At 71.4% G+C, this 22,923-nt stretch carries 20 protein-coding genes; 8 read left to right on the forward strand and 12 right to left on the reverse strand.

The features are described 5' to 3' along the window. Nucleotides 1–29: 29 nt before the first annotated feature. The 3 genes from tilS to dacB all read right to left on the reverse strand — a co-directional run bounded on the left by tilS (nucleotide 30) and on the right by dacB (nucleotide 4,021). Nucleotides 30–1,121: a tRNA lysidine(34) synthetase TilS gene (tilS, locus tag ACFVW8_RS06080; RefSeq protein ID WP_389686513.1), complete on the reverse strand. Its 1,092-nt coding sequence runs from the start codon at nucleotides 1,119–1,121 to the stop codon at nucleotides 30–32. 201 nt (nucleotides 1,122–1,322) lie between these two features. After that, complete coding sequence (locus tag ACFVW8_RS06085) at nucleotides 1,323–2,456, reverse strand: zinc-dependent metalloprotease (RefSeq protein WP_389686515.1); 1,134 nt, start codon at nucleotides 2,454–2,456, stop codon at nucleotides 1,323–1,325. Nucleotides 2,457–2,524: 68 nt separating this feature from the next. Continuing rightward, entirely contained in the window at nucleotides 2,525–4,021 is a 1,497-nt protein-coding gene (gene dacB, locus ACFVW8_RS06090; protein ID WP_389686517.1) for a D-alanyl-D-alanine carboxypeptidase/D-alanyl-D-alanine-endopeptidase, read from the reverse strand. Between the two features lie 86 nt (nucleotides 4,022–4,107). Here dacB and ACFVW8_RS06095 point away from each other — a divergent pair, with 86 nt between their 5' ends. Together ACFVW8_RS06095 and ACFVW8_RS06100 are read left to right on the forward strand one after the other, a co-directional pair. Next, nucleotides 4,108–4,602, forward strand: a complete 495-nt coding sequence (locus ACFVW8_RS06095) for an inorganic diphosphatase (protein WP_384126354.1) — start codon at nucleotides 4,108–4,110, stop codon at nucleotides 4,600–4,602. A 152-nt stretch (nucleotides 4,603–4,754) separates the two neighbouring features. Continuing rightward, nucleotides 4,755–6,470 (forward strand): threonine/serine exporter ThrE family protein, encoded by a 1,716-nt coding sequence (locus ACFVW8_RS06100; protein WP_389686519.1) that lies wholly within the window; start codon nucleotides 4,755–4,757, stop codon nucleotides 6,468–6,470. A 48-nt stretch (nucleotides 6,471–6,518) separates the two neighbouring features. Here the strand turns inward: ACFVW8_RS06100 and ACFVW8_RS06105 are convergent, their stop codons facing one another. Further along, nucleotides 6,519–7,217, reverse strand: a complete 699-nt coding sequence (locus ACFVW8_RS06105) for a DedA family protein (protein WP_389686521.1) — start codon at nucleotides 7,215–7,217, stop codon at nucleotides 6,519–6,521. 149 nt (nucleotides 7,218–7,366) lie between these two features. Here ACFVW8_RS06105 and ACFVW8_RS06110 point away from each other — a divergent pair, with 149 nt between their 5' ends. Further along, nucleotides 7,367–7,732: a YbjQ family protein gene (locus ACFVW8_RS06110; RefSeq protein WP_389686523.1), complete on the forward strand. Its 366-nt coding sequence runs from the start codon at nucleotides 7,367–7,369 to the stop codon at nucleotides 7,730–7,732. Nucleotides 7,733–7,778: 46 nt separating this feature from the next. Here ACFVW8_RS06110 and ACFVW8_RS06115 read toward each other — a convergent pair whose 3' ends face one another. Next, nucleotides 7,779–8,537 (reverse strand): MerR family transcriptional regulator, encoded by a 759-nt coding sequence (locus tag ACFVW8_RS06115; protein WP_389686525.1) that lies wholly within the window; start codon nucleotides 8,535–8,537, stop codon nucleotides 7,779–7,781. Between the two features lie 137 nt (nucleotides 8,538–8,674). Between ACFVW8_RS06115 and ACFVW8_RS06120 the strand changes: the two genes are divergently transcribed. Then, nucleotides 8,675–9,949 (forward strand): ion channel protein, encoded by a 1,275-nt coding sequence (locus ACFVW8_RS06120; RefSeq protein WP_389686527.1) that lies wholly within the window; start codon nucleotides 8,675–8,677, stop codon nucleotides 9,947–9,949. Between the two features lie 124 nt (nucleotides 9,950–10,073). After that, the gene (locus ACFVW8_RS06125) at nucleotides 10,074–11,498 is read left to right on the forward strand and encodes a glutamate decarboxylase (RefSeq protein ID WP_389686529.1); all 1,425 of its coding nucleotides are present in this window, start codon (nucleotides 10,074–10,076) and stop codon (nucleotides 11,496–11,498) included. A gap of 129 nt (nucleotides 11,499–11,627) precedes the next feature. Here the strand turns inward: ACFVW8_RS06125 and ACFVW8_RS06130 are convergent, their stop codons facing one another. From ACFVW8_RS06130 to ACFVW8_RS06140, 3 genes are read right to left on the reverse strand one after another with little or no spacing between them, the layout of a single operon-like run. Beyond that, nucleotides 11,628–12,269 carry a PadR family transcriptional regulator gene (locus ACFVW8_RS06130; RefSeq protein WP_389686531.1) on the reverse strand — a complete coding sequence of 214 codons (642 nt, stop codon included), beginning with the start codon at nucleotides 12,267–12,269 and terminating at the stop codon, nucleotides 11,628–11,630. Nucleotides 12,270–12,317: 48 nt separating this feature from the next. Then, on the reverse strand, nucleotides 12,318–13,775 hold the full coding sequence (locus ACFVW8_RS06135) for an aldehyde dehydrogenase family protein (protein WP_389686533.1): 1,458 nt from the start codon (nucleotides 13,773–13,775) through the stop codon (nucleotides 12,318–12,320). Between the two features lie 54 nt (nucleotides 13,776–13,829). Next, on the reverse strand, nucleotides 13,830–14,711 hold the full coding sequence (locus ACFVW8_RS06140) for a helix-turn-helix domain-containing protein (RefSeq protein WP_389686534.1): 882 nt from the start codon (nucleotides 14,709–14,711) through the stop codon (nucleotides 13,830–13,832). A 333-nt stretch (nucleotides 14,712–15,044) separates the two neighbouring features. Between ACFVW8_RS06140 and ACFVW8_RS06145 the strand changes: the two genes are divergently transcribed. Continuing rightward, nucleotides 15,045–15,542, forward strand: a complete 498-nt coding sequence (locus ACFVW8_RS06145) for an ATP-binding protein (protein ID WP_389686536.1) — start codon at nucleotides 15,045–15,047, stop codon at nucleotides 15,540–15,542. A 70-nt stretch (nucleotides 15,543–15,612) separates the two neighbouring features. On the opposite strand, the gene ACFVW8_RS06150 is transcribed toward ACFVW8_RS06145, so the two are convergent. After that, nucleotides 15,613–15,855, reverse strand: a complete 243-nt coding sequence (locus tag ACFVW8_RS06150) for a DUF397 domain-containing protein (RefSeq protein WP_384126280.1) — start codon at nucleotides 15,853–15,855, stop codon at nucleotides 15,613–15,615. A 251-nt stretch (nucleotides 15,856–16,106) separates the two neighbouring features. Between ACFVW8_RS06150 and ACFVW8_RS06155 the strand changes: the two genes are divergently transcribed. Then, a complete protein-coding gene (locus tag ACFVW8_RS06155; RefSeq protein ID WP_389686538.1) occupies nucleotides 16,107–16,604 on the forward strand; it encodes a hypothetical protein in 498 nt (165 codons plus the stop codon). A 48-nt stretch (nucleotides 16,605–16,652) separates the two neighbouring features. Here ACFVW8_RS06155 and ACFVW8_RS06160 read toward each other — a convergent pair whose 3' ends face one another. The 3 genes from ACFVW8_RS06160 to ACFVW8_RS06170 form a co-directional block, all read right to left on the reverse strand. Further along, nucleotides 16,653–18,797 (reverse strand): FUSC family protein, encoded by a 2,145-nt coding sequence (locus ACFVW8_RS06160; RefSeq protein ID WP_389686540.1) that lies wholly within the window; start codon nucleotides 18,795–18,797, stop codon nucleotides 16,653–16,655. Nucleotides 18,798–18,886: 89 nt separating this feature from the next. After that, nucleotides 18,887–20,068 (reverse strand): DUF2786 domain-containing protein, encoded by a 1,182-nt coding sequence (locus ACFVW8_RS06165; protein ID WP_389686542.1) that lies wholly within the window; start codon nucleotides 20,066–20,068, stop codon nucleotides 18,887–18,889. A gap of 93 nt (nucleotides 20,069–20,161) precedes the next feature. Further along, the gene (locus tag ACFVW8_RS06170; RefSeq protein ID WP_389686544.1) at nucleotides 20,162–21,073 is read right to left on the reverse strand and encodes an NADP-dependent oxidoreductase; all 912 of its coding nucleotides are present in this window, start codon (nucleotides 21,071–21,073) and stop codon (nucleotides 20,162–20,164) included. A gap of 120 nt (nucleotides 21,074–21,193) precedes the next feature. Here ACFVW8_RS06170 and ACFVW8_RS06175 point away from each other — a divergent pair, with 120 nt between their 5' ends. Then, nucleotides 21,194–22,909 (forward strand): bifunctional 3'-5' exonuclease/DNA polymerase, encoded by a 1,716-nt coding sequence (locus ACFVW8_RS06175; RefSeq protein ID WP_389686546.1) that lies wholly within the window; start codon nucleotides 21,194–21,196, stop codon nucleotides 22,907–22,909. The last annotated feature ends 14 nt before the right edge of the window (nucleotides 22,910–22,923 follow it).

Genomic DNA, 22,923 nt, shown 5'->3' on the forward strand with positions numbered 1-22,923 from the left:
CGCTCGCCTGCATGTCAGCCGCTTGTGCGTCAGCTCTGCCGAATCACCAGTCTGCCACCCTGCCGCCGGGCTTCGACGCGGCCGGGGAGGTTGATGGCCTGCTGGCCGCGCCAGCCGGTGATGAGACGGTCGACTTCCTCGATGTGACGGGCGAAGAGAGAACCGGCCGGGGAACCCGCGTCTATGGCCGCGCGGCGCAGTACCCGGCGGCGGACGGCGGGCGGCAGCGCGTAGAGCTTGGCGCACTCCAGCCGGCCCGCGTCGTCGCGTACGTCACGGTCCGCCTCGGCGGCCCAGGTGTCCAGGGCGTCGGCGTCGTCGCGGGAGAGCTGCGCCGTGCGGGCCAGTGCCTCGACGACCCCTTTGCCCAGCGCCTTCTCCAGGGCGGGCAGGCCCTCGTGGCGCAGCCGGGAACGGGTGTAGGCCGGGTCGATGTTGTGCGGGTCGTCCCAGACGGTCAGGGACTGCACCAGACAGGCCTTGCGGGCGGTCTGCCGGTCGAGCTGGAGGAAGGGGCGGCGGTAGCGGCCGGACGGGCCGGACGCGGCGGCCATGCCGGAGAGGGAGCGGATGCCGGAGCCGCGGGCGAGGCCCAGCAGCACCGTCTCCGCCTGATCGTCGCGGGTGTGGCCGAGCAGGACGGCACAGGCGCCGTGGCGTTCGGCGGCGGCGTCGAGCGCGGCGTAGCGGGCGTCGCGGGCGGCGGCCTCGGGCCCGCCGTCGTGGCCGACCCGCACCACGACGGCCTCGACCGGGTCGAGGTCCATGGCGGCGAGGCGGCCGGCGACCTCGGCCGCGCGGGCGCCTGAGCCGTCCTGGAGGCCGTGGTCGACGGTGATACCGCCGGCCCGGACGTCGAGTTTGCGGGCCTCGAAGGCGAGGGCGGAGGCGAGCGCCATCGAATCGGCGCCACCGGAGCACGCGACCAGCACCAGGGGGGTGTCGGGGCGTTCGGGAAGTGCGGCGCGCCGCCTGCCGGCGCCGGCTTCGGCGAGCTGGGGGTGCGGGGCGCGTCCGGCGTGCGGCGCGCGTTCGGTCTGTTCGGCGAAGTCGGTGATGACGTCGTGGAGTACGCGGCGGACCGCCAGGCGTATCGCCGCGACCGCAGGATGGGGACCCATGTCCGGTGCCCTTCGTGAAGTTTCGGAGAGGTGCCTCGGAGTGCCGGGACAGAGAAGAGTGCCGTCACTCAGAGTGCGTCGATGGTGACAGAGCAATGCTGTTCATCGAGCATTGCACGCCTTCCCATGCCCCTACGGTCCCTCGGATGGGTGATTACCGGCGCGTTTACCTGTGGCTCCGAGCCCCTGTTCGCGCCGTGATCATGACTCTGCCTTACGGTGCACCCTCGCGATCCAGTCCTCCGGCTTGGCGATCTCCGCCTTGGTCGGAAGGGTGTTGGGCGAGGTCCACACCCGGTTGAAGCCGTCCATGCCGACCTCGTCGACCACGGCGCGCACGAAGCGCTCGCCGTCCCGGTACTGACGCAGCTTGGCGTCGAGGCCCAGGAGCTTGCGCAGCGCCTGGTCGAGCCGGCTCGCGCCGCGCGCCCTGCGCTGCTGGAACTTCTCCCGGATCTCCCCGACGGAAGAGACCACCTCGGGGCCGACGCCGTCCATCACATAGTCCGCGTGCCCCTCCAGCAGGGACATCACCGCGGTGAGCCGGCCGAGGATCTCGCGCTGGGCGGGGGTCTGTACGACCTCGACGAGGCTGCGCCCGCCGTCCTCGCCCTCCTCGCCCTCGGGCCGGCCGCCGGCCAGCGACTGGGCGGCCTCACGGAGCCGCTCCAGCACCGTCATCGGGTCGACGTCGGTCTCGTCGAGGAATGACTGGATCTCGCCCTGCAGATGGTCGCGGAGCCAGGGCACCGCGGTGAACTGGGTGCGGTGCGTCTCCTCGTGGAGGGCGACCCAGAGGCGGAAGTCGTGCGGGTCGACCTCCAGCTCGCGCTCGACGTGCACGATGTTCGGCGCGACCAGCAGGAGCCGGCCGCCGCCGTCGGCCGAGGCGGGGAGGTCACGGGTGGCAGGGGCGAACGTCTCGTACTGGCCGAGGACCCTGGAGGCCAGGAACGACAGCAGCATCCCCACCTCGACCCCGGTCACCTTGGAGCCGACCGCGCCGAGCACGGCGCCGCCCGCGCCGCCGCTGCGCCGTTCCTCCATCTTGTCCAGGAGAGGCCGGAGCAGCTCGCGGAAGCCCGCCACGTTGGCCTTGATCCAGCCGGCCCGGTCGACGACCAGGACCGGGGTGTCCTCCGGTTCGGTCCCCTCCGGGATCATCCGGGTGAAGGCCCGGACGTGCTCCTCCGCGGCCTTGGCATGCCTGCGCAGCTCCGCCACGACCTCGCGGGCCTCCTCGCGGCTGATCTCGGGCCCCGGCCGCACAAGTCGGGTCGCGGTCGCAACCGCGAGATTCCAGTCGACCATCCCGGCACCACCGATGCTCGTCATGCGTCAACCGTACGTGCTCGCTCCCTGATGCGGTGTGGTGTTGACCGCCTCGGACGCCCGGCAGCCGCTCAGCGTTTGCCGGCGGCCAGTGCGGTGGCGAGTGCGTCGAGCGCGGACTGCGCCCCGGACGGGTCGGTGGTGCCCGATGCCATGAAGGCGAAGGCCAGCAGCCGGCCCTGCGGGTCGACCACCGTGCCGGCGAGCGTGTTGACGCCGGTGAGCGTGCCGGTCTTGGCGCGGATCAGACCGGTGCCGCCGGACTTCGTCGAGTAGCGGCCGCTCAGTGTGCCGCTGAAGCCGGCCACCGGGAGACCGGTGAGGACGGGGCGCAACTCGGGGTGGTCCTGGTCGGCCGCACGGGCGAGCAGACCGGCGAGCAGGGCGGCGGTGACCTTGTCCTTGCGGTTCAGTCCGCTGCCGTCGGAGAAGTTCACGCCCTTCAGGGGCAGTTTCAGGTTTTTCAGCTGCGCGGTGACGGCACGTCGGCCGCCTTTGAAGTCGGCCGGTTCGCCCGCGGCCAGTGCGGTCTGCCGGGCGAGCGCCTCGGCGATGTCGTTGTCGCTGTTGGTCAGCGCCCGCTCGACGAGTCCGGACAGCGGGGCGGAGAGGTGCTTGGCGACGGGCCGGGACTTCGCCGGCGCCCGGCCGGACTCGGGTCCGGACGCGGTGGCGATGCCTGCCTTGTCCAGGAGTTCACCGAACGCGTCCGCGGCGTCCCGGGCCGGATCGCCGCTGCGCGGGGCGGGCCCGCTGGATGTGTTGTCGAGGCGCCCCTCGTTGACCATCAGGGCGCTCACGGGTGCGATGTTCTCGTTGGGGCCGATCGGGTGAAGTGCGGGCCCCGAGTAGCCGGATGCGTCGTAGCGGAGCCGCACCTCGTGGACGCCGCCGTCCTTCAGGGCGTGTGCGGTGTCGGCGGCCAGGGAGCGCAGGGCCGCCCGGTCGAGGGTGGGGTCGCCGCCGCCGACGAGGGTCACGGTGCGGGAGTCCGCGGAGGCCTGGACGGTCGTGGGGATGCGGTGGGCGGGACCGAGTGCGGTCAGGGCCGCGACCGTGGTGGCGATCTTGACGGTGGAGGCCGGGGTCATCGGGGTGTCGGCGCCCTTGCCGTAGAGCCGCTTGCCGGTGGCGGTGTCGATGACGACGCCACTGGGGCCGGTGCCGAGCGCGGGGGCCTTCAGCAGCGGTTCCAGCACGGCCCGGAGGCCGGCCGCTGCTCCGTCCGGGGCATCGGGCGCGTCCGGGGCCGACCGGTTCACGGTGGTGCCCAGGGCGGCGAGCACGGCCGGGGCGCTGGGCGCGGGGTCCGCTCCGCCCGGCGCGTCGGGGTCGTGATGTGCGCCACCCCGGGCAGCCGCCCAGTCCTGCTCGGCCTTACGCTGACCCGAGTCCCAGGGACCGGCGGCAAGGACGACGCCGGCTGCGAGCGCCAGGCCGAGGGCGGCGGAGACGGCCGTGAACTGCCAGTTGCTCAGCCCGTTCCGCAGGTTCAGGTGGTCCGTCAGGGCCGCCCTGCTCAGCTTGCGATACGGATTGATCGACGGTCTTTTCACCGGATCGCCCACCGCTGACCAGCCCCTTTCGCGAGCACACATCTCCGTGGGGGACACTTAACCATCAGTCGTATGTGTTGATCATGGAGGAGCCACCCGTGGAGTTCGACGTCGTTATCGAGATCCCGAAGGGTTCGCGGAACAAGTACGAGGTGGACCACGAGACCGGTCGGATCCGCCTGGACCGTCGACTCTTCACCTCGACCAGCTACCCGGCGGACTACGGTTACGTCGAGAACACCCTCGGCGAGGACGGCGACCCGCTGGACGCGCTGGTCATCCTGGAGGAGCCGACGTTCCCCGGCTGCCTCATCAAGTGCCGCGCGATCGGCATGTTCCGGATGACCGACGAGGCCGGTGGCGACGACAAGCTGCTGTGCGTACCGGCCTCCGACCCCCGGGTGGAGCACCTGCGCGACATCCACCACGTGTCGGAGTTCGACCGCCTGGAGATCCAGCACTTCTTCGAGGTCTACAAGGACCTGGAGCCCGGCAAGTCCGTCGAGGGCGCCGACTGGGTCGGCCGTACCGAGGCCGAGGCCGAGATCGAGAACTCGTACAAGCGCCTCGAGGCGCAGGGCGGCGCGCACTGACGTTCCGCTCGTGGTTCCGTTTCCGGTTCCGCGCACGCGACGGGCGGCACACCTTCACCGGTGTGCCGCCCGTTTCGCGTGGCGGCCCATCCCCACGGCCATACTGGGCAGGAGCGCTGCCGAAGACACGGAGCCGATGATGAGTGAGGTCAGTGGTGGCGGAACCGGGCGGTCCCGAGGACCAGAAGCCCCAGTCCGACGAGGCGCGCAGCGCCTTCTCCCATCCGGCCGGGGTGGGGAGGCCGACGGGCCCGCCCGACGAGGAACACCCGACGTCGGAATTCGCGCTCCCGACCGGCCTGACGCCTGAGCCGCAAGGTTCGGGAACGGGCTCGGGCCCGGGTTCCGCTTCCGGCTCCGGACCGGCCTCCGGATCGGACACGCTCAGCTCCGCCTTCGTCCCGCCGCGCACCTACAGCGCACAGAACTCCCCCGCCTTCACACCCGCGCACGGCATCCCGATGATCCGGCTGACCAAGGAAGCCCCCTGGCAGGACCGGATGCGCACGATGCTGCGGATGCCGGTCACCGAGCGCCCGGCGCCGGAGCAGGCCCAGAAGGCCGACGACGACTCGGGCCCCGCTGTGCCGCGCGTGCTCGACCTGACGCTGCGTATCGGGGAGCTGCTGCTGGCCGGCGGCGAGGGCGCCGAGGACGTCGAGGCGGCGATGTTCGCCGTGACCCGCAGCTACGGTCTCGACCGCTGCGAGCCGACCGTCACGTTCACGCTGCTGTCGATCTCGCACCAGCCGTCGCTGGTCGACGACCCGGTGACGGCGAGCCGTACCGTACGCCGGCGGGGCACCGACTACACCCGGCTGGCCGCGGTCTTCCGGCTCATCGACGACATCACCACCGAAGAGGCCGAGATCTCTCTCGAGGAGGCCTACCGGCGCCTCGCGGAGATCCGGCGTAATCGCCACCCGTACCCCGGCTGGGTGCTCACGCTGGCCGCCGGCGGGCTGGCGGGCGCGGCATCGGTGCTGGTCGGCGGTGGGTTCGTGGTGTTCCTGATCGCCGCGCTCGGCGCGATGCTCGGTGACCGGCTGGCCTGGCTGTTCGCCGGGCGCGGGCTTCCGGAGTTCTACCAGTTCGTCGCGGCGGCGATGCCGCCCGCCGCGATGGGGGTGGCGCTCACCCTCACCCACTGGTCCGACGTCCGGCCCTCCGCGGTCATCACCGGTGGACTGTTCGCGCTGCTGCCCGGGCGGGCCCTGGTGGCGGGCGTGCAGGACGGCCTGACCGGCTACTACATCACCGCGGCCGCACGGCTCCTGGAAGTCATGTACTTCTTCATCGGGATCGTCGCGGGTGTGCTGATGGTGCTGTACGGGGGCCTTCAGCTCGGAGCCGAGCTCAACCCGGAGGCGCGGCTCATCTCGCACGACCGGCCATGGCTGCAGATCCTGGCGTCGATGCTGCTGAGCCTGTCCTTCGCGATCCTGCTCCAGCAGGAGCGGTCCACGGTGCTGGCGGTGACCCTCAACGGCGGGGTGGCCTGGATCATCTTCGGGGCGATGGCCAATACCGGCAAGATCTCGCCGGTGGCGGCCACGGCGGTGGCGGCCGGCCTGGTGGGGCTGTTCGGGCAGTTGTTCTCGCGGTACCGGTACACCTCGTCGCTGCCGTTCATCACGGCCGCGATCGGCCCGCTGCTGCCCGGTTCCGCCACGTACTTCGGTCTGCTGGGCATCGCACAGAACGAGCTGGACCGGGGGCTCGCCTCGCTGTCGACCGCGGTGGCGACGGCGGGGGCCATCGCCATCGGGGTGAACCTGGGAAGCGAGATCTCCCGGCTGTTCATGCGGGTGCCGGGTGCGGTCGGCGGCGCGAACCGCCGCGCGGCCAAGCGGACCCGCGGCTTCTGATCCGCGGACGCGCGGCTCCCGGCCGGACGGGCAGCCCGGCCGGGGCCGTCAGCGCTTGGCGTGCCGGCCGCGGCGGCCTCCGGCGGCCGGGTCCTGGCCCTCGTCGTCCCGCGCGGCCGCTTCCTTCTTCGACTTGCTGCGGGCGCGCAGGAACTCGATGGCGATCGGCACGACCGAGATCAGCACGATCAGGACGAGCATCGCCTCGATGTTCTTGTGCACGAACTCGATCTTGCCCAGGACCGCGCCCAGGAGCGTCACGCCGACGCCCCAGAGGACTCCGCCGATGACGTTGAACGTGATGAACGAGCGGTAGTTCATCCGGCTCACACCGGCGACGATCGGGGTGAACGTCCGCACGATCGGCACGAAGCGGGCCAGGACCAGCGACTTCGGCCCGTACTTCTCGAAGAACTCGTGGGCCTTCTCGACGTTCTCCTGCTTGAAGAGGCGGGAGTCCGGGCGGTTGAAGAGCGAGGGGCCGACCTTGCGGCCGAAGAGATAGCCCACCTGGTCGCCGATGATCGCGGCCAGCGCGACCAGCACGCACACCAGCCACAGCGGGGTGTCCAGCTTGCCCGTCGTCACCAGCAGACCCGTGGTGAACAGCAGGGAGTCGCCGGGCAGGAAGAACCCGATCAGCAGCCCGGACTCGGCGAAGACGACGACCAGCACCCCGATCAGCCCGAACTGGCCGATGAGATGGTCCGGGTCCAGCCAGCTCGGTCCGAGCGCAAGCGTATTCAAGGGTCCGGGCTCCAGGATGTGGTCGATGGGCGGCTGCGTGGCCGCCCAAAGCTATCAACGCAACGGGACCCCTCCGGGTTCCAGTGGCCCCCGTGGAGATGCACACGGGGCGAACCGGGGCAAAACTCGGTGCCAGGAGGTGCCACACCATGGGCATTGAGGATTACGGCGGCGGCCAGACGGCACACGCCGAAGTGCTGGTCGTCACCACCAATGACGTACCGGGCCACCAGGTGACCCAGGTCATCGGTGAGGTGTTCGGCCTGACGGTCAGGTCCCGCCACCTGGGCAGCCAGATCGGTTCCGGGCTGAAGTCCATGATCGGCGGCGAGCTGAAGGGGCTGACCAAGACGCTCGTCGAGACCCGCAACCAGGCCATGGACCGGCTGGTCGAGCAGGCGAAGGCGCGGGGCGCGAACGCGGTGCTGGCGATGCGCTTCGACGTGACCGAGGCGGCCGATGTGGGCACGGAGGTCTGTGCGTACGGAACGGCCGCGGTGATCAACAGGATCTGAGCGCTGCCGATGGGGGGGGGGTGCGCCCCGCCCCCATCGGCAGCACTTACTCCCGGCGCTCCGCGTTGGCGTTGATCGCGTCGCGCAGGTGCTCGGCCAGACCCGTGCGCATCGACTCGTAGAACTCCTTGAACCGCGGGTCGGCGACGTACATCTCACCGAGCCCCCGGTGGATCTCCGGCGTGCAGTCGTAGAACCAGGTCGTGATGTGGAGCCGGTGCTCCTCGGCGAGGTCCATCGCGCGCTCGCCGGTGGCCGGCTCACCGGCCGCCATCAGCGCGTCGTAGCGCTCGCCCCAGGAGGCGACCTCCGCCTGCATCCGCTTCCAGTCCTCCTTGGTGTAGCGGGCGGCCCGGCGCTGCGACTCCGCGTAGGCCTCGGTGCCGCCCCAGCGCCGCTCGGCCTCCTCGGCGTGCTGCTCCGGATCCTTGCCCCCGAAGACCTCGAACCTCTCCTCGGGCGTGAGATTGATGCCCATCTTCCGCGCCTCCATGGCTGTCTCGACCGCTGCGGCCATCCGCTGCAGTTCGGCGATCCGGTCCGACAGCAGCGCGTACTGACGGCGCAGGTGCGCCTGCGGGTCCGCGTCCGGGTCGTCCAGCAGGGCCGCGATCTCGTCGAGCGGGAAGCCGAGCTCCCGGTAGAACAGGATCTGCTGGAGCCGGTCGAGGTCGGCGTCGTTGTAGCGCCGGTGACCGGCGTGGCTGCGCCCGCTGGGCGAGAGCAGCCCGATGCCGTCGTAGTGGTGCAGCGTGCGCACCGTGACCCCGGCGAATCCGGCGACCTGTCCCACAGAGTGCCCCATGGCTTCGCGCCCCTTTCCTTGTGCTGGGTACGTGACCGAGCCTGCGCCCTGACGTGACGTGAGGTGCAACTCCGAAATGCCGCCGGACCCCACCCCTTTGGAGGGTTATGCGGCTTTTGCCTCGCTAGGGTGAGCCGATGTCCACCGACTCCGCTGTCTCGGCCGGACCGGCCCCCGCGCGCCGGCTGCTGCCGCTCCTCGTCCCCGCCCTGGCCGTCGGAGTGGCCTCGGCCCTCGTCCTGCTCGGCGTCAGCGTCGTCGCGGACAGACTTCAGGACGTGCTCTGGCAGACCCTGCCCGACGCGCTGTCGATCGGCCGGTACTCCTCGCTGTGGATGATCGTGATGCTCACCGCGACCGGGCTGGTGGCCGGTCTGGCCATCCGGGCGGTGCCGGGCCGGGCCGGACCCGATCCGGCGACCATGGGTCTCGTCGATCCGCCGCTGGCGCCGGGTGTGGTGCCGGGGCTGCTGGTGGTGACGGTCCTGGCACTGGCGGGCGGGGTCAGCCTGGGGCCGGAGAACCCGATCACCGCGGCCAATATCGCGCTGGCCTACTGGGCGGGGCGCCGTTTCGCGCCGGACGCCCCGGCCGCGCTGTGGGTCTCGCTCGCCGCGGCCGGCACCATCGGCGCCCTGTTCGGCACGCCGGTCGCCGCCGCGCTGATCCTCTCCGAGACGCTCGCCTCGACGCCCGGACCCGGCGCGCTCTGGGACCGGCTCTTCGGCCCGCTCGCGGCCGGGGCGGCGGGAGCCCTCACCATGACGCTGCTCGCCCACCCCAGCTTCGATCTGTCGCTGCCCCCCTACACCCATGCGCACTGGGGCGATCTGCTCTCCGCGGTCGTGATCGCCTCCGCCGGGGCCGTGTTGGGCCTGGCGGCGGTGTACGCCTTCCCTCATGTCCACCGGGCCTTCCGCGCCCTGCCCCATCCGGTCCTGGCGCTGACCCTGGGCGGGCTGCTGCTGGGGCTGCTCGGTGCGCTCGGCGGACACCTCACCCTGTTCAAGGGGCTGGACGAGGTCAAGGAGCTGGCCGCCGATCCGGACGGCTGGTCGGCCGGCCGGTTCGCGGTCATGGCGGTGGTGAAGACCGCGGCCCTGCTCATCGCGGCGACCTGCGGCTTCCGGGGCGGGCGGATCTTCCCGGCGGTGTTCTCCGGCGTCGCGCTCGGCCTGTGCGCCCATGCCCTGGTCGACGGGGTGCCGGTGTCCCTCGCGGTGACGTGCGCGGTGCTCGGGGTGCTGCTGGCCGTCACCCGGCAGGGCTGGCTCAGCCTGTTCACGGCCGCGGTGCTGGCATCCGACATGGCGCTGCTCCCGCTGCTCTGCGTCGCCTCGTTGCCGGCCTGGCTGCTGGTGACCGGGCGGCCGCAGATGCAGCTGCACGAGGACGGGACGCCGCTGCGGTGAACCCGGGCGTCCGGTGCGGCGGGCGGGCGCCCAACGCGCCGGACGCCCGCGGTGTCCGTATCGTCTGATTCGTACGGCCTCGCGGCCGAGACTCCCGGCGCGTACCGAGAAGGGCAGGTCAGCGATGCCGCTCCACAAGGGCTCCGCACCCCGCAGTGAACCGTCCGCAGAGCAGCGCAGGCTGGCCCTCAACCCGTTCTTCGGGGAGGCCGACCCGACAGCGGGCATGGAGTCCGCGCCGCCCCGGCACAAACTGCCGGACGGGGCGCTGCCGCCCGCCACCGCGTACCGCCTCGTCCACGACGAGCTGATGCTCGACGGCAACTCCCGGCTCAACCTCGCCACCTTCGTCACCACCTGGATGGAACCCCAGGCCGGGGTGCTGATGAGTGAGTGCACCGACAAGAACATGATCGACAAGGACGAGTACCCGCGCACCGCCGAGCTGGAGCGGCGTTGTGTGGCGATGCTGGCCGACCTCTGGAACGCCCCCGACCCCTCGAACGCCGTGGGCTGTTCGACGACCGGGTCCAGCGAGGCCTGCATGCTGGCCGCGCTCGCGCTCAAACGCCGCTGGGCCCAGCGGAACGCCGACCGGTACCCGGCGACCGCCCGGCCCAATCTGGTCATGGGCGTGAACGTACAGGTCTGCTGGGACAAGTTCTGCACGTTCTGGGAGGTCGAACCGCGTCTGGTCCCGATGGAGGGCGACCGCTTCCACATCGACCCGCAGGCCGCCGCCGATCTCTGCGACGAGAACACCATCGGCGTGGTCGGCATCCTCGGCTCCACCTTCGACGGTTCCTACGAGCCCATCGCCGATCTCTGCGCGGCCCTCGACGCCCTGCAGGAGCGCACCGGCCTTGACATCCCCGTCCACGTGGACGGGGCGTCCGGGGCGATGGTGGCCCCCTTCCTGGACGAGGACCTGGTCTGGGACTTCCGGCTCCCGCGGGTCTCCTCGATCAACACCTCCGGGCACAAGTACGGGCTGGTCTACCCGGGCGTCGGCTGGGCGCTGTGGCGTTCCCCGGCCGAACTGCCCGAGGAGCTGGTCTTCCGGGTCAACTACCTGGGCGGCGACATGCCCACCTTCGCGCTGAACTTCTCCCGGCCCGGCGCGCAGGTGGTGGCGCAGTACTACACCTTCCTGCGGCTGGGCCGGGAAGGCTACCGGGCCGTGCAGCAGGCGTCCCGGGACGTGGCCCGGGGCCTGGCCGAACGGATCGAGGATCTGGGCGACTTCCGGCTCCTCACCCGGGGCGACCAGCTGCCCGTCTTCGCGCTGACGACCGCGCCGGAGGTGACGGCGTACGACGTCTTCGACGTGTCGCGGCGGCTGCGCGAGCGGGGCTGGCTGGTGCCGGCGTACACCTTCCCCGCGAACCGGCAGGATCTGTCCGTGCTGCGGATCGTGTGCCGCAACGGGTTCTCCTCGGACCTGGCGGAGCTGCTGCTGGAGGATCTGCGGTTGCTGCTTCCCGAACTGCGGGCCCAGGAGCATCCGTTGAGCCGGGATCATGGGGCGACTACGTCGTTCCACCACTGAGCCCGTAGGCGGCTTGTGCAGGCCACACACGTTGGTCGCCGGTTCCGGCCTCGAACGCCGGACGGGCTCTGGATCTGCCGGACCGCAGGAAGCCGACCGGCCGGACCAGGACCTGTACCGCGAACTTGATCAGTGGGCATCCCCGGGATCGGCGACCCCGGTCGCGTACGGGTTCTCCTCGCCCTCGGCGAGCACGCCGACGAACGGTTCGCCCTCACCTGCGAAGGTGTACGCGCCGCCCTCGATACGGTCGATCAGCCCGCGCGTCCATGCGGCACCGGCGTCCGCCGAGTGCACCCACATGTTCATGATCTCGCCGATGTGACCGATCGACTCGGGACCCGCCTCGGGGACGTAGTGCGCGGTGACCGAATCCCGCCACCTGGCCAGACCCACCACCCGCTCCCTGAGCAGGGACAGCGCCTCGGACCGCTCCAGGTCGACGATGCCGCCCAGCCCCGCCGACAGCATGTCCAGCTTCTGGTCGTACGAGGTCAGCGACGCACGCAGCAGCGTGAAGTACTCCTCGTCGCCCTGCTCGGTGATCTCGTACTCGGTGCGCGGCGGGCCGCCTGCGGTGCTCGGGGCGACCTCGTGGGCGAGCAGCACGCCCTGCTTCGCCATCTGTTTCAGTGCGTGGTAGATCGAACCCGGCTTGGCGCTGGACCACTCATGGGCGCCCCAGTACTCCAGGTCGTTGCGGATCTGATAGCCGTGCGCCCGGCCGTGCTGCCGTACGGCGCACAGGACCAGCAGCCGGATCGCGGACATGCCCACCCACCTCTCTACTCAACTTTGACGAGAGTAGCGGTGCCTGTTTCAGAGCGGGAAAACGCTCCGGCCGTGCTGGATCGATATCCACTTCTGGGTGGTGAAGGCCTCCACCATCGCCTCGCCGTTCAGCCGGCCCGTCCCGGACTGCTTCTCGCCGCCGAAGGCGACCAGCGGGTCGTCCTGGACGCTGGCGTCGTTGACATGGAACATCCCGCTGCGGATCCGCCGGGCGAACCGGACCCCTCGTTCGGCGTCCGCGGTGTGCACGGCGCCGCTGAGCCCGTACGGACTGTCGTTGGTGATCCGCACGGCCTCCTCCTCGCCGTCGAACGTGATCAGCAGCGCCACCGGGCCGAAGATCTCCTGGGTGAGCAGCGGGGAGTCGTCCGCGAGTCCGGCGAGCACCGTGGGCTCGACGAGATTGCCCCGGGTGCGGCCCCGGACCAGCGCCGTGGCCCCCGCGTCCACCGCCTGGTCGACCAGTGCGGTCAGCGCGTCCGCCTGGAAGGTGTTGATGACCGGGCCGATCTGGGTCTCCGGGTCGCGCGGGTCGCCGGTGCGCAGCGCGGCCACCCGCGCGGTGAACTTCTCGGTGAACCCGTCCACCACGGCGCGGTCCACCAGGATCCGGTTGGCGGCCATGCAGACCTGCCCCTGGTAGACGAAACGGCTGAAGACCGCGGCGTCCACCGCGTAGTCGATGTCCGCGTCGTCGAGCACCACCAGGGCGCTGTTGCCACTGAGTTCGAGGATGGTGCGCTTGAAGAGCCCACCCGCCGTCGCGGCGACATGACGCCCGACCCGGTCCGATCCGGCGAACGAGATCACCTTCGGCACGGGGTGCTCGATGAACGCGTCGCCTATCTCGGCGATGTCGGTGATCAGGACGTTGAGCAGTCCGGCCGGCAGTCCCGCGTCGTGGAAGATCCGGGCTACCAGCCCGCCGCCGACCACCGGGGCGTTCTGGTTCGGCTTGACCACGACCGCGTTGCCGAGGGCCAGGGCCGGTGCGACCGACTTCATCGTCACCAGGAAGGGGAAGTTGAAGGGGCTGATGACACCGACGACCCCGACCGGCAGCCGGTAGAGCCGGTTCTCCTTGCCGTCCACCGGGGACGCCAGGATCCGGCCGCCGGGGTGCAGCGCCTGGTGGGCGGCCTCGCGCAGGAACTCCTGGGCGGCGCGCAGTTCGTAGCGGGCCTTGGACCGGGTGCCGCCCAGCTCGTCGATGACGGCCTCGACGATTTCGTCGGCCAGCTCCTCGGTGATGCGCAGGGCCCGTTCCAGGACGCGGGCGCGCTCGTAAGGACTCGTGGCGGCCCAGTCCCGCTGCGCGCGCTCGGCGGCACGGTAGGCGCGGTCGACCTCGTCGGCGGAGGCGACGGTGATGGCGGCGAGCTTTTCCCCGTTGTAGGGATTGAAATCGATGATGTCCCACGAGCCGGTGCCGGTGCGCCATTCACCGTCGATGTACTGGTCGGCCAGCTCGTGGAAGAAGGACATGCGATCCCTTACTGCAGGTGCAGACTCCTGTTGAGGTGTCATCGTACTGAAATATCAGGAGAGTTGGAGAAGTCCACGGAGCAGATCGCGGCTCTCCTCGGGCCCCGGGCTCTCCTCGTGGAGCCGGACCATCGCCTTTTCGTACTGGGCGACTTCTTCGGCCTTGTCCAGATAGAGCGCACTTGTCAGCTGCTCCAAATAGACAATGTCCGACAGGTCGGATTCCGGGAATCGCAGCATCGTAAAGGAACCGCTCTCCCCCGCATGCCCGCCGAAACTGAAGGGCATCACCTGGAGAGTGACGTTCGGCTGTTCCGACATTTCGATCAGATGCCGCAATTGTTCGCGCATCACCTCGCGCCCGCCGTACGGTCTGCGCAGCGCCGCCTCGTCCAGCACGGCATGGAAGCGCGGGGCCCGCTCCGCGACGAGGGCCTTCTGCCGCTCCAGCCGCAGCGCGACCCGGCGGTCGATCTCGGCGGCGGGAGCGCCGCGCATTCCCCGGGAGACGACCGCATGGGCGTACCCCTCGGTCTGCAACAGGCCGTGCACGAACTGGACTTCGTAGATCCGGATGAGCGAGGCCGCCCCCTCCAGACCGATGTATGTCTGGAACCAGCCGGGCAGCACATCGCCGAAACTGTGCCACCAGCCCGCCACGTTGGCCTCACGGGCCAGGCCGAGCAGGGAGTCGCGCTCCGCCTCGTCCGTGACGCCGTAGAGCGTGAGCAGGTCCTCGACGTCCCTGGCCTTGAAGCTCACCCGTCCCAACTCCATGCGGCTGATCTTCGATTCGGAAGCCCGGATGGAGTAGCCGGCCGCCTCACGGGTGATACCGCGTGAGTCCCGCAGCCGTCTGAGCTGTGAGCCCAGCAGGATGCGCCGCACCACGGATCCACTCGACTCGCCTGCCGCCACTGGTCCAACCCTCCCCATCGCTTCCCGGGCATCGGGGCTCCCCCTGAACCCCAAGAGCCGGATTCTGCCATCAAAACGCTTCAGCCCGTACTCATTCGATTACGGAAATGAGAAGACTTCCCCAAGACTCCAGAACTCCACACAGGAAGAAATGAGCAAGAAACGGCACGGGGTCGGACAGGTCAGGCGCGTGCACGTGCATCTGCCCTTGCATCTGCCGTGCGCATTCGGAACCATGGGCCTCGCGCACCTGCGTGCTCGTTCGTGTTGTGCCGCTGTACCCGAGTACCCGTAGTACCGAGACAGCCGCGAATCCCGGGAGTGCCTCGTATGGGGACGAATGGATCGACGATGCTCGAGCCGTTACGGCAGGGGCTTCCCCCCATCGATCCATCTGCCGTCTCCGGATCAGCCACCTGCACGCTGCCTGCCCAGTACGAAGCCGTGGGCGGGGCCAGACAGTTCACCCGGTCGACCCTGACCGGCTGGGGCCTGAGCGAACGGTTCGACGATGTCGCACTGGTCGTCTCCGAACTGGTCACCAACGCCCTGCGGCACGCGCTTCCCTGCGACGTCCCGCGCGAGTCGCAGGACCCGCCCGTGCGTCTGCACCTGCTGCGCTGGACCTCACGGCTGGTGTGCGCGGTACGCGACCCGAGCCAGGCGAGTCCGGTGGCCTCCGAGGCCGCCGATTCCGCGGAGTCGGGCCGCGGTCTCTTTCTGGTGGAGTCCTTCAGCGACTCCTGGGGGTGGCACCCCTCACCCGTGGTGGGCGCGGAGAGCGCTTCCGGTCCCGCGCTGCGGGGCAAGGTGGTCTGGGCGCTCTTCCGGCTGACCGACCCGGCGTGACGTACCGCCGGCCGGAACGGGCGACGCCGCACACGACGGCGGGACACGGTGCCGCACCGTCGGACGGCGGTCAGACCTCCGCTATGAGATGGTCGAACTCCCCGTCCTTCACGCCGAGCAGCAGCGCCTCTATCTCGGCCGGCGTATAGACGAGCGCCGGCCCGTCGGGGTGGCGCGAATTCCGCATCGCCACATCCCCGTCGGGCAGTTTCGCGAACTCCACGCAGGATCCCTGGGAGTTGCTGTACCTGCTCTTCTGCCAGACGACTCCGCGAAGCTCTGTGGCCGCCATGCCGTTGTACACGTGGTGCACAGGACGCTCCCCGAGTTGCAAGGTGCAAGTGTCAACTGTCTCGGATCATAGCTCTGTTCAATTCTCGGTGCATGAGCGGATGCACAGGCAGATGCACGTGCACGCGGGGTGTTCCCGTGATTACAGCTTCCCTGAAGTCAGAGACGTATGCCGGGCCGGTTCGGCTCCCCGTTCTCCGAGTTGACCGTCTCAGCCCCGTTGCGACTCACTGGTAGCTTGGACCGTATTTCGTCTTCCAGGGGGAATTCCACATGCGCAAACTCGTACGTACCGGTGCAGTTGTGGCCACCGGCCTGCTGACCGCGCTCGCGCTCACCGGCTGCGGAAGTGACAGCGACAAGGGCGCATCGGACAAGGACTCCGCGTCCGACTCGACCCCGGCCCCCGCCGGCAGCGACGCCTCGGACTCCTCGACGGGCGGCGGGGACGGCGCCTCCACCGGCGGCACCAAGGCGCTGGAAGGGGCCTGGGCCGGGCAGTCCGACGGCAAGGCCGTGGTGCTGTCCGTCGCATCCGGGAAGGCCGTCGTCGTCGCCGACTCCCATGTCTGCTCGGGCAGCGCCAAGGGCACGGACAAGGTCACGCTGGAACTCAAGTGCGTGGACGGCGACACCAGCCGGGCCGCGGGGTCCATCGAGTCCAACGACGGCAAGACCGTCGTCGTCGCGTGGGCCGGCGGCGGCAAGGACACCCTCGCCAAGACCGACGCCGACTCGCTCGAAGGACTGCCCGACCTGCCGACTCCGTAACACCCGGGGTTCCCGGGTGCGTTGCGGCGGACCGGTCCTCACGGGGTCTCAGTCGTCGGCGGAGGCGCCGGGCCGCGAGCCGTCGTCCAGTCCCCGGGAGAACTCCTCCAGCGCTTCGAGAAGGAGATCGGCCCCGTTCCGTACGACAGGGTCCGACTCTCCTTCGCGCAGCCGCTCCTCCTCGTCCCACCGCTCCAGCGCCGCCCGGACCGGCTCCCAGTCCGGCACCCGCCGCTCCCGCACCGCCTTCGCGCCCTGCTCGGTGGCCCGGCGCAGCGCCTCGGCCAGCGGTCCCGCCTCCGGTACGGGGGTTGCGCCGCCCTCCGGAAGGTGTGCCTCCATCAGCATCGCGACCCGGCCGAGCTGGGAGAGCGCGTGCTGGGTGTCGTCGGCGGCGGCGTGCGAGAGACCGCGGTGCCGCACCGGTTCGTGCTGGGCGGTGGCCACCGCCTCCTGCCAAGCGACCCGCGCCGCCCGGGTGGCGAGCAGCGCGCTGCGGACGTCGTCGTGGCCCCGGCCGGCCGGATCCGCGTACTGGTCGACGACCGAGGCGGCGTAACGGCCGTCCTCCTTCAGCCAGTCGCCGAGCCGGCCGCGCAGCCGCGGGGTCTCCCACGCCGGGTAGACGGCGTACGAGATCATCGCGACGAGACCGCCGCCGAGGGTGAGGACGAGCCGTTCCAGCACGGTCTGCGACCAGTCGTCGCCCGCCATGCCGAGCAGGAAGACCACGTACGCGGCGACGCAGGCCTGCCCGACCGAGTAGCCGGTGCGCATCAGGAGGTACATCAGGAGGGCGCAGGCCACGGCGAGTACGGCGGACAGTCCCACGCCGGGGTGGGCGGTCTGGACGATCGCGGTGGCGAGGAGGACACCGACGACGGTGCCGCCGAACCGGGCCACGGAGCGTTCGTACGTCTGCGAGAACTCCGGCCGCATCACCATGACGGCGGTCATCGGCGCCCAGTAGCCGTGACCGAACGGCAGCACGGTGCCCAGGAGATAGCCGACGGCGGCGACGACCGAGATCCGGATGGCGTGCCGCAGGATCGGGGAGCCGTGGTGCAGCTCGCGGCGCATCGAGTTGAGCACCACCGGGACCAGCCGCAGCAGGGTGGGACGCCGGTGGTGGTCGGCCGGCGAACCGCCCCGGCCCGCCTTGAGGGCGTCGGCGGTCTGCTCGGCCTCGGCCCTTTCCTCCCTGGTGCCCTCGCCCTCGGCCGCCTCGATGACATCGGAGAGCAGCGCGGCCAGCCGGTCGGCTGCGCGCAGCGGCGGGCCGGTGAGCAGGGCCCCGGTGTCGGGGGTCTTCAGCGTGGCGACGGCGGGCGCGGGCAGCCGCACCGGATCGCCCTGCCGGATCGCCCGCGCCGCCGCGTCGAGCAGCGATCCGGCGGCGGCGAGCAGCTCGCGGACCCGGTCGCGCTCCGGCCCTTCGACCGGCACACCCATCGCGGGGTCGGCGAGCGAGGCGAGCACCGGTCTGATCCGCTCGGCGACCCCGCGTGAGCCATGCAGTTCGGCCGGGCGGCGGCGGGCCTGACGCGGGGTGATGGCGGCCGCCCTGCGGGCCTCCATCAGCGGCACCGGGTCGAAGTGGGCGACCGGGTCGTGGCGCAGCCTGCGGGCGTAGTCCGCCTCGGCGGCGAGCGCGTCGGCCAGTGCGTCCCGCTGGGCGCCCCATCTGCGGACCGGGAACAGCACGATCAGCGCCGCCTGGACCACTCCGCCGAACGCGATCATCCCGGCGTGCAGGGCCGCCTGGGCGACGGAGGTGGGCAGAGTGATCGTCACCAGCATGATCGCGACGTTGGACGCGGCAATGATGCCGCCCGTCGGGCCCGCCGCCCAGGCGAGCCCCGCGACGAAGGTCCAGATGACCAGCAGGAGCATGAAGAGCGGCAGATGGGAGCCGGTGACATAACCGAGGAACGTGGAGACGGCGAGGCTCGCGCCGGAGACCAGGGCGAGCACCGGCCGGGGCCGCCAGCTGCGCTGGAAGGTGGCGATGGCCGCCTGGAACGCGCCGAAGGCGGAGCTGGCCGCGACCACGGGCCCGAAGAGGGCGAGGCTCACCCCCATCACCAGGGCCAGACCGGCCGCGCCGCGGATGGCGATCAGCGGTTCGAGGCGCCGCCGCTCGATCGTCAGCCCCGAGCGGGCGGTCTCCTTCAGCGCCCGGAGCCAGCTCATGCCCAGAGCCTAACCGGATTTACCGTTACGCCCGAGTTGTCGGGATCGGTTGTGCCGGATCCGTCACCGCCGGACACATGCCCGGAGTGTCAGTCGGAGATCTCCGGTGCCGCCGCGCCCATCCTGGCCCGGTCGGCGGCGGCCGTGCCATGGGTCCAGCCGTCCGGGTCGGTGGCGCCCCGCACCCGGGCCGTCGTGGTCCGGGGGAACATCCGCTCGGCGGTGTCCGTGACCGCAAGGTCGCGCGCGGCCAGCACGGGCAGCAGACCGGGGTCGGCCGCGCCGGACGATCCTGCTGCCGCCGCGCCCTCGGCGTCGGCCTCGGCGGTGGCCCGGGCGGTGCCGTCCGCCAGCCGGCGGCCAAGACGCTGGGCGTACGCCATCAGGAAGGACTGCCGGAACGTCTTGGTCCGTTTGCGCCCGCCGGCCCGCTGGCCCGCCTCGGCCCGGGTCATCGCCACGGTGCCCTGCACCAGCAGCGAGGTGTGGAGCAGTTCCACGGCCTCCAGGTCCGGCTCGAAGCCGACGACCGTCGAGAAGCCGAGATCACTGTTCCACACCGCCCGGCAGCGGTTCGCGGAGGCGACGGCATCGAGCAGGATCGCCTTCGCCGTCTCGTACGGGGCATCCACCCCGATCCGGCAGGCGCCCGGCTCGCGGCCGCTGTGTGTACGGGCGGCGAGCAGCGCCTCGTCGATGCTGTGCCGGGCCATCAGCTCCTGCGCCTTGGTGGTGAGCGCCTCCGCCTCCTCCGGGAAGCCGGTGGCCTCCGCCTTGGCCAGCAGCGCCCGGATGCGGGTCAGCATGCGGGGTTCACCGTGCGCGGGCGGCAGCCGCAGACCGTCGCGCGGCGCACCGGGCGGCGGCCCGACGGCTTCGATGACGGGCAGCCGCAGCAGCAGCCGGTAGAGCCCGAGGAGCTCGGATGCGTACGAGAACCGGTCGGGCCGGCCCGGCGGCGGCACCGCCGGCAGCTCGTCCAGCTGGGACTGCCAGCGCGGCGGCAGCCGCTCGTACCGCCGGACCTCCGAGCCGATCAGTCCGGCGGCCAGGCCGGCCCGGTGCTCGTCCAGTTCACGGCGGACGACGCGGACGAGATCGGCCGGCAGCCAGCCGCGCTCCCAGGCCCGCCGGACGAACTCCTCGCCGCGCCGCAGCAGCTCGGCGTCGGCCGACGGATCGGCGGCGAGGAGGGAGGCGCCGGTGTCGAGACCGGCGTCGCCGTCCGAGTAGAGGGCCGCCGTGAATGCCTGGTCGATCACCGGTTCCATGAGGTCAGGGTAGGCGTGGCCGGATCGGCGGAATTCATCCACAGCCTGTGGATATCTATTTCCCGGCCGGCCCCGCCGTGCTGCCGGGACACGTCAGGGAAGCAGGACGAGCTTCCCCCGGACATGCCCCGCCTCGCTCAGCCGCTGTGCGTCGGCCGCGTCGACGAGCGGAAGGGCCCGTTCGACCTGCACCCGCAGCTCACCGTCGGCCGCGAGCCTGGCATGCTCGGCCAGCTGTTCCTTGGAACGGGTCCCGCCGCCGGAGAAGGCGACACCGTGGGCGGCGGCTGCCTGGTCGGCGATGGTGACGATCCGGTCGGTGGTGCCGCCGCGCAGCTCGATGGAGTCCGGCAGCGCGCCTCGCCCCGCCACGTCGAAGACCGCGTCCACACCCTGTGGAGCGGCTTCGCGCACCCGGTCCACCAGCCCCTCCCCGTACGCCACCGGGGTCGCGCCGATCACCCGCAGGTAGTCGTGGTTGGCCGCCGACGCCGTCCCGATCACGGTCGCGCCCCGGGCCGTCGCCAGCTGCACCGCCGCCGAGCCGACGGCTCCGGCCGCCCCGTGCAGCAGCAGTGTGTCGCCCGCGCCCACGGCGAGTTCGTCCAGGACGCGCTGGGCCGTGTTCGACGCGATGGTCAGCGCCGCCGCGTCCTCCCAGCTCAGCTCCGCCGGCTTGGCGGCCACGAGAGCGGCATCGGCCAGCGCGTACTGGGCGTAGGAACCGGTCGCGCTCCAGCCCAGCACCTCGTCGCCCACCGCCACATCCGTGACGCCCTCGCCGATCCGGTCGACCACTCCGGCGAACTCGACGCCCGGGATCGCCGGGAGCGAGGTGGGGAACATGTCCTCCATCCAGCCGTTCCGGATCTTGTAGTCCATCGGGTTCACCCCGGCGGCCATCACCTTCACCCGTACCTGTCCTGGACCGGGGTACGGCTCCTCGACCCGGGCGGGGTTCAGGACCTCGGGTCCGCCGAACTCCTCGAAAACGATCGCTTCCATCGTGCCTGTCCCCTCGGTGGACGCTCCGGGCCCCGCAGCAGGACCGTTGCCGATCCTCCCGCCTGCGACCCGCCCGCGCACGCCGCCTCGCTGTCAGTGCCGGGTGCCAGACTCGGCCGTATGACCGAACGCTGGGCCCTGGCCACCACACAGAGCGGTGGCGCCCGCCTCGTCCCGCTGGACGGCGCAGGTATGCCCACCGCCCCGGTCGCGACCGAACCGGACCTGGCCGAGGCCGTCCGCTCCCGGCCCGGTGTCACCCGCTGGGTGTGGCGTTCGAGCGCCGAGGTCTATCCCCGGCTGCTCGCCGCCGGAGTGCGGGTGGAGCGCTGCTACGACATCGAGGTGGCCGAGTCCCTGCTGCTGGGCCACGAGGGCCGGCTCGGCGAACCCCGCTCGGCGGCCGCCGCCCACGCCCGCCTGCTGGACGCCCCGGTGCCGCCCGACCCGCCGCCGCGCTCGGCGGAGCCCGGCTCCCAGTCCTCCCTGTTCGAACCCCGGTCCGGTACGGACCTGCCCTTCGACGCCCTGCTCCAGGTGTACGCGGACCAGCTCGCCCGGCACGACGCCACGGACCGGCCGGACCGGATGCGGCTGCTGACGGCCACCGAGTCGGCCGGCATGCTGGTCGCCGCCGAGATGAACCGCGCCGGTCTGCCCTGGCGGGCCGACGTCCACCGGGAGGTCCTTCAGGAGCTGCTCGGCGAGCGGTACGCGGGCGGCGGCGAGCCCCGCAGACTGGCCGAGCTGGCGGACGAGGTGTCCGCCGCCTTCGGCCGCAGGGTCCGCCCCGATCTCCCCGCCGATGTGGTGCGGGCGTTCGCGCAGTCCGGCATCAAGGTGAAGTCCACCCGCCGCTGGGAGCTGGAGGAGCTGGACCATCCGGCGGTGCAACCGCTCGTCCAGTACAAGAAGCTCTACCGGATCTGGACGGCACACGGCTGGAGCTGGCTCCAGGACTGGGTGCGCGACGGCCGCTTCCGCCCGGAGTACCAGCCGGGCGGCACGGTCAGCGGCCGCTGGACGACCAACGGCGGCGGTGCGCTGCAGATCCCCAAGGTGATCCGGCGGGCCGTCGTCGCCGACGAGGGCTGGCGCCTCGTCGTCGCCGACGCCGACCAGATGGAGCCGAGAGTGCTGGCCGCCATCTCGCGTGACCGGGGCCTCATGGAGGTGGCCGGTCACGACGGCGATCTCTACACGGCACTGTCCGACCGCGCCTTCCACGGCGACCGCGACCACGCCAAGATCGCCCTGCTCGGAGCCGTCTACGGGCAGACCTCGGGCGACGGCCTGAAGAATCTGGCCGCCCTGCGCCGAAGATTCCCGCACGCCGTCGCGTATGTGGACGATGCCGCGAAGGCGGGCGAGGAGGGCCGTCTCGTACGGACCTGGCTCGGCCGCACCAGCCCGCCCGCCGCGGGCAGCGGCGACGACGGCGAGGCGGGAATCCCGCAGGAGGGCGGCGACGGTCCCGCCGGGGCCGGCTCCGAGCACGCGTCGGACGGCGGCTTCACCCCCGGCTACGCCTCGTCGGACGCCCGCGCACGCGGCCGCTTCACCCGCAACTTCGTGGTGCAGGGCAGCGCCGCCGACTGGGCGCTGCTGCTCCTGGCCGCCCTGCGCCGGTCGCTGTCGGAGGCCGGACTCCGGGCCGAACTGGTCTTCTTCCAGCACGACGAGGTGATCGTGCACTGTCCGCAGGAGGAGGCGGAGACGGTGGTGGAGGCGATCCGGGCGGCCGGTGAACTGGCCGGGCGGACCGCCTTCGGTGAGACACCGGTCCGCTTCCCGTTCACCACGGCGGTGGTACGGCGGTATTCGGACGCGAAGTGACGGGGCGGCGGCCG

Source organism: Streptomyces sp. NPDC058221 (assembly GCF_042882365.1).
Lineage (GTDB): Bacteria > Actinomycetota > Actinomycetes > Streptomycetales > Streptomycetaceae > Streptomyces.

Excerpts from the sequence above, each read along its gene's own strand:
- tilS (WP_389686513.1), bottom strand. The coding sequence starts at position 1,121 with ATGGGTCCCCATCCTGCGGTCGCGGCGATACGCCTGGCGGTCCGCCGC.
- ACFVW8_RS06085 (WP_389686515.1), bottom strand. The coding sequence starts at position 2,456 with ATGACGAGCATCGGTGGTGCCGGGATGGTCGACTGGAATCTCGCGGTT.
- ACFVW8_RS06110 (WP_389686523.1), top strand. The coding sequence starts at position 7,367 with ATGGGCATTGAGGATTACGGCGGCGGCCAGACGGCACACGCCGAAGTG.
- ACFVW8_RS06115 (WP_389686525.1), bottom strand. The coding sequence starts at position 8,537 with ATGGGGCACTCTGTGGGACAGGTCGCCGGATTCGCCGGGGTCACGGTG.
- ACFVW8_RS06120 (WP_389686527.1), top strand. The coding sequence starts at position 8,675 with ATGTCCACCGACTCCGCTGTCTCGGCCGGACCGGCCCCCGCGCGCCGG.
- ACFVW8_RS06125 (WP_389686529.1), top strand. The coding sequence starts at position 10,074 with ATGCCGCTCCACAAGGGCTCCGCACCCCGCAGTGAACCGTCCGCAGAG.
- ACFVW8_RS06130 (WP_389686531.1), bottom strand. The coding sequence starts at position 12,269 with ATGTCCGCGATCCGGCTGCTGGTCCTGTGCGCCGTACGGCAGCACGGC.
- ACFVW8_RS06135 (WP_389686533.1), bottom strand. The coding sequence starts at position 13,775 with ATGTCCTTCTTCCACGAGCTGGCCGACCAGTACATCGACGGTGAATGG.
- ACFVW8_RS06140 (WP_389686534.1), bottom strand. The coding sequence starts at position 14,711 with ATGGGGAGGGTTGGACCAGTGGCGGCAGGCGAGTCGAGTGGATCCGTG.
- ACFVW8_RS06145 (WP_389686536.1), top strand. The coding sequence starts at position 15,045 with ATGCTCGAGCCGTTACGGCAGGGGCTTCCCCCCATCGATCCATCTGCC.
- ACFVW8_RS06155 (WP_389686538.1), top strand. The coding sequence starts at position 16,107 with ATGCGCAAACTCGTACGTACCGGTGCAGTTGTGGCCACCGGCCTGCTG.
- ACFVW8_RS06160 (WP_389686540.1), bottom strand. The coding sequence starts at position 18,797 with ATGAGCTGGCTCCGGGCGCTGAAGGAGACCGCCCGCTCGGGGCTGACG.
- ACFVW8_RS06165 (WP_389686542.1), bottom strand. The coding sequence starts at position 20,068 with ATGGAACCGGTGATCGACCAGGCATTCACGGCGGCCCTCTACTCGGAC.
- ACFVW8_RS06170 (WP_389686544.1), bottom strand. The coding sequence starts at position 21,073 with ATGGAAGCGATCGTTTTCGAGGAGTTCGGCGGACCCGAGGTCCTGAAC.
- ACFVW8_RS06175 (WP_389686546.1), top strand. The coding sequence starts at position 21,194 with ATGACCGAACGCTGGGCCCTGGCCACCACACAGAGCGGTGGCGCCCGC.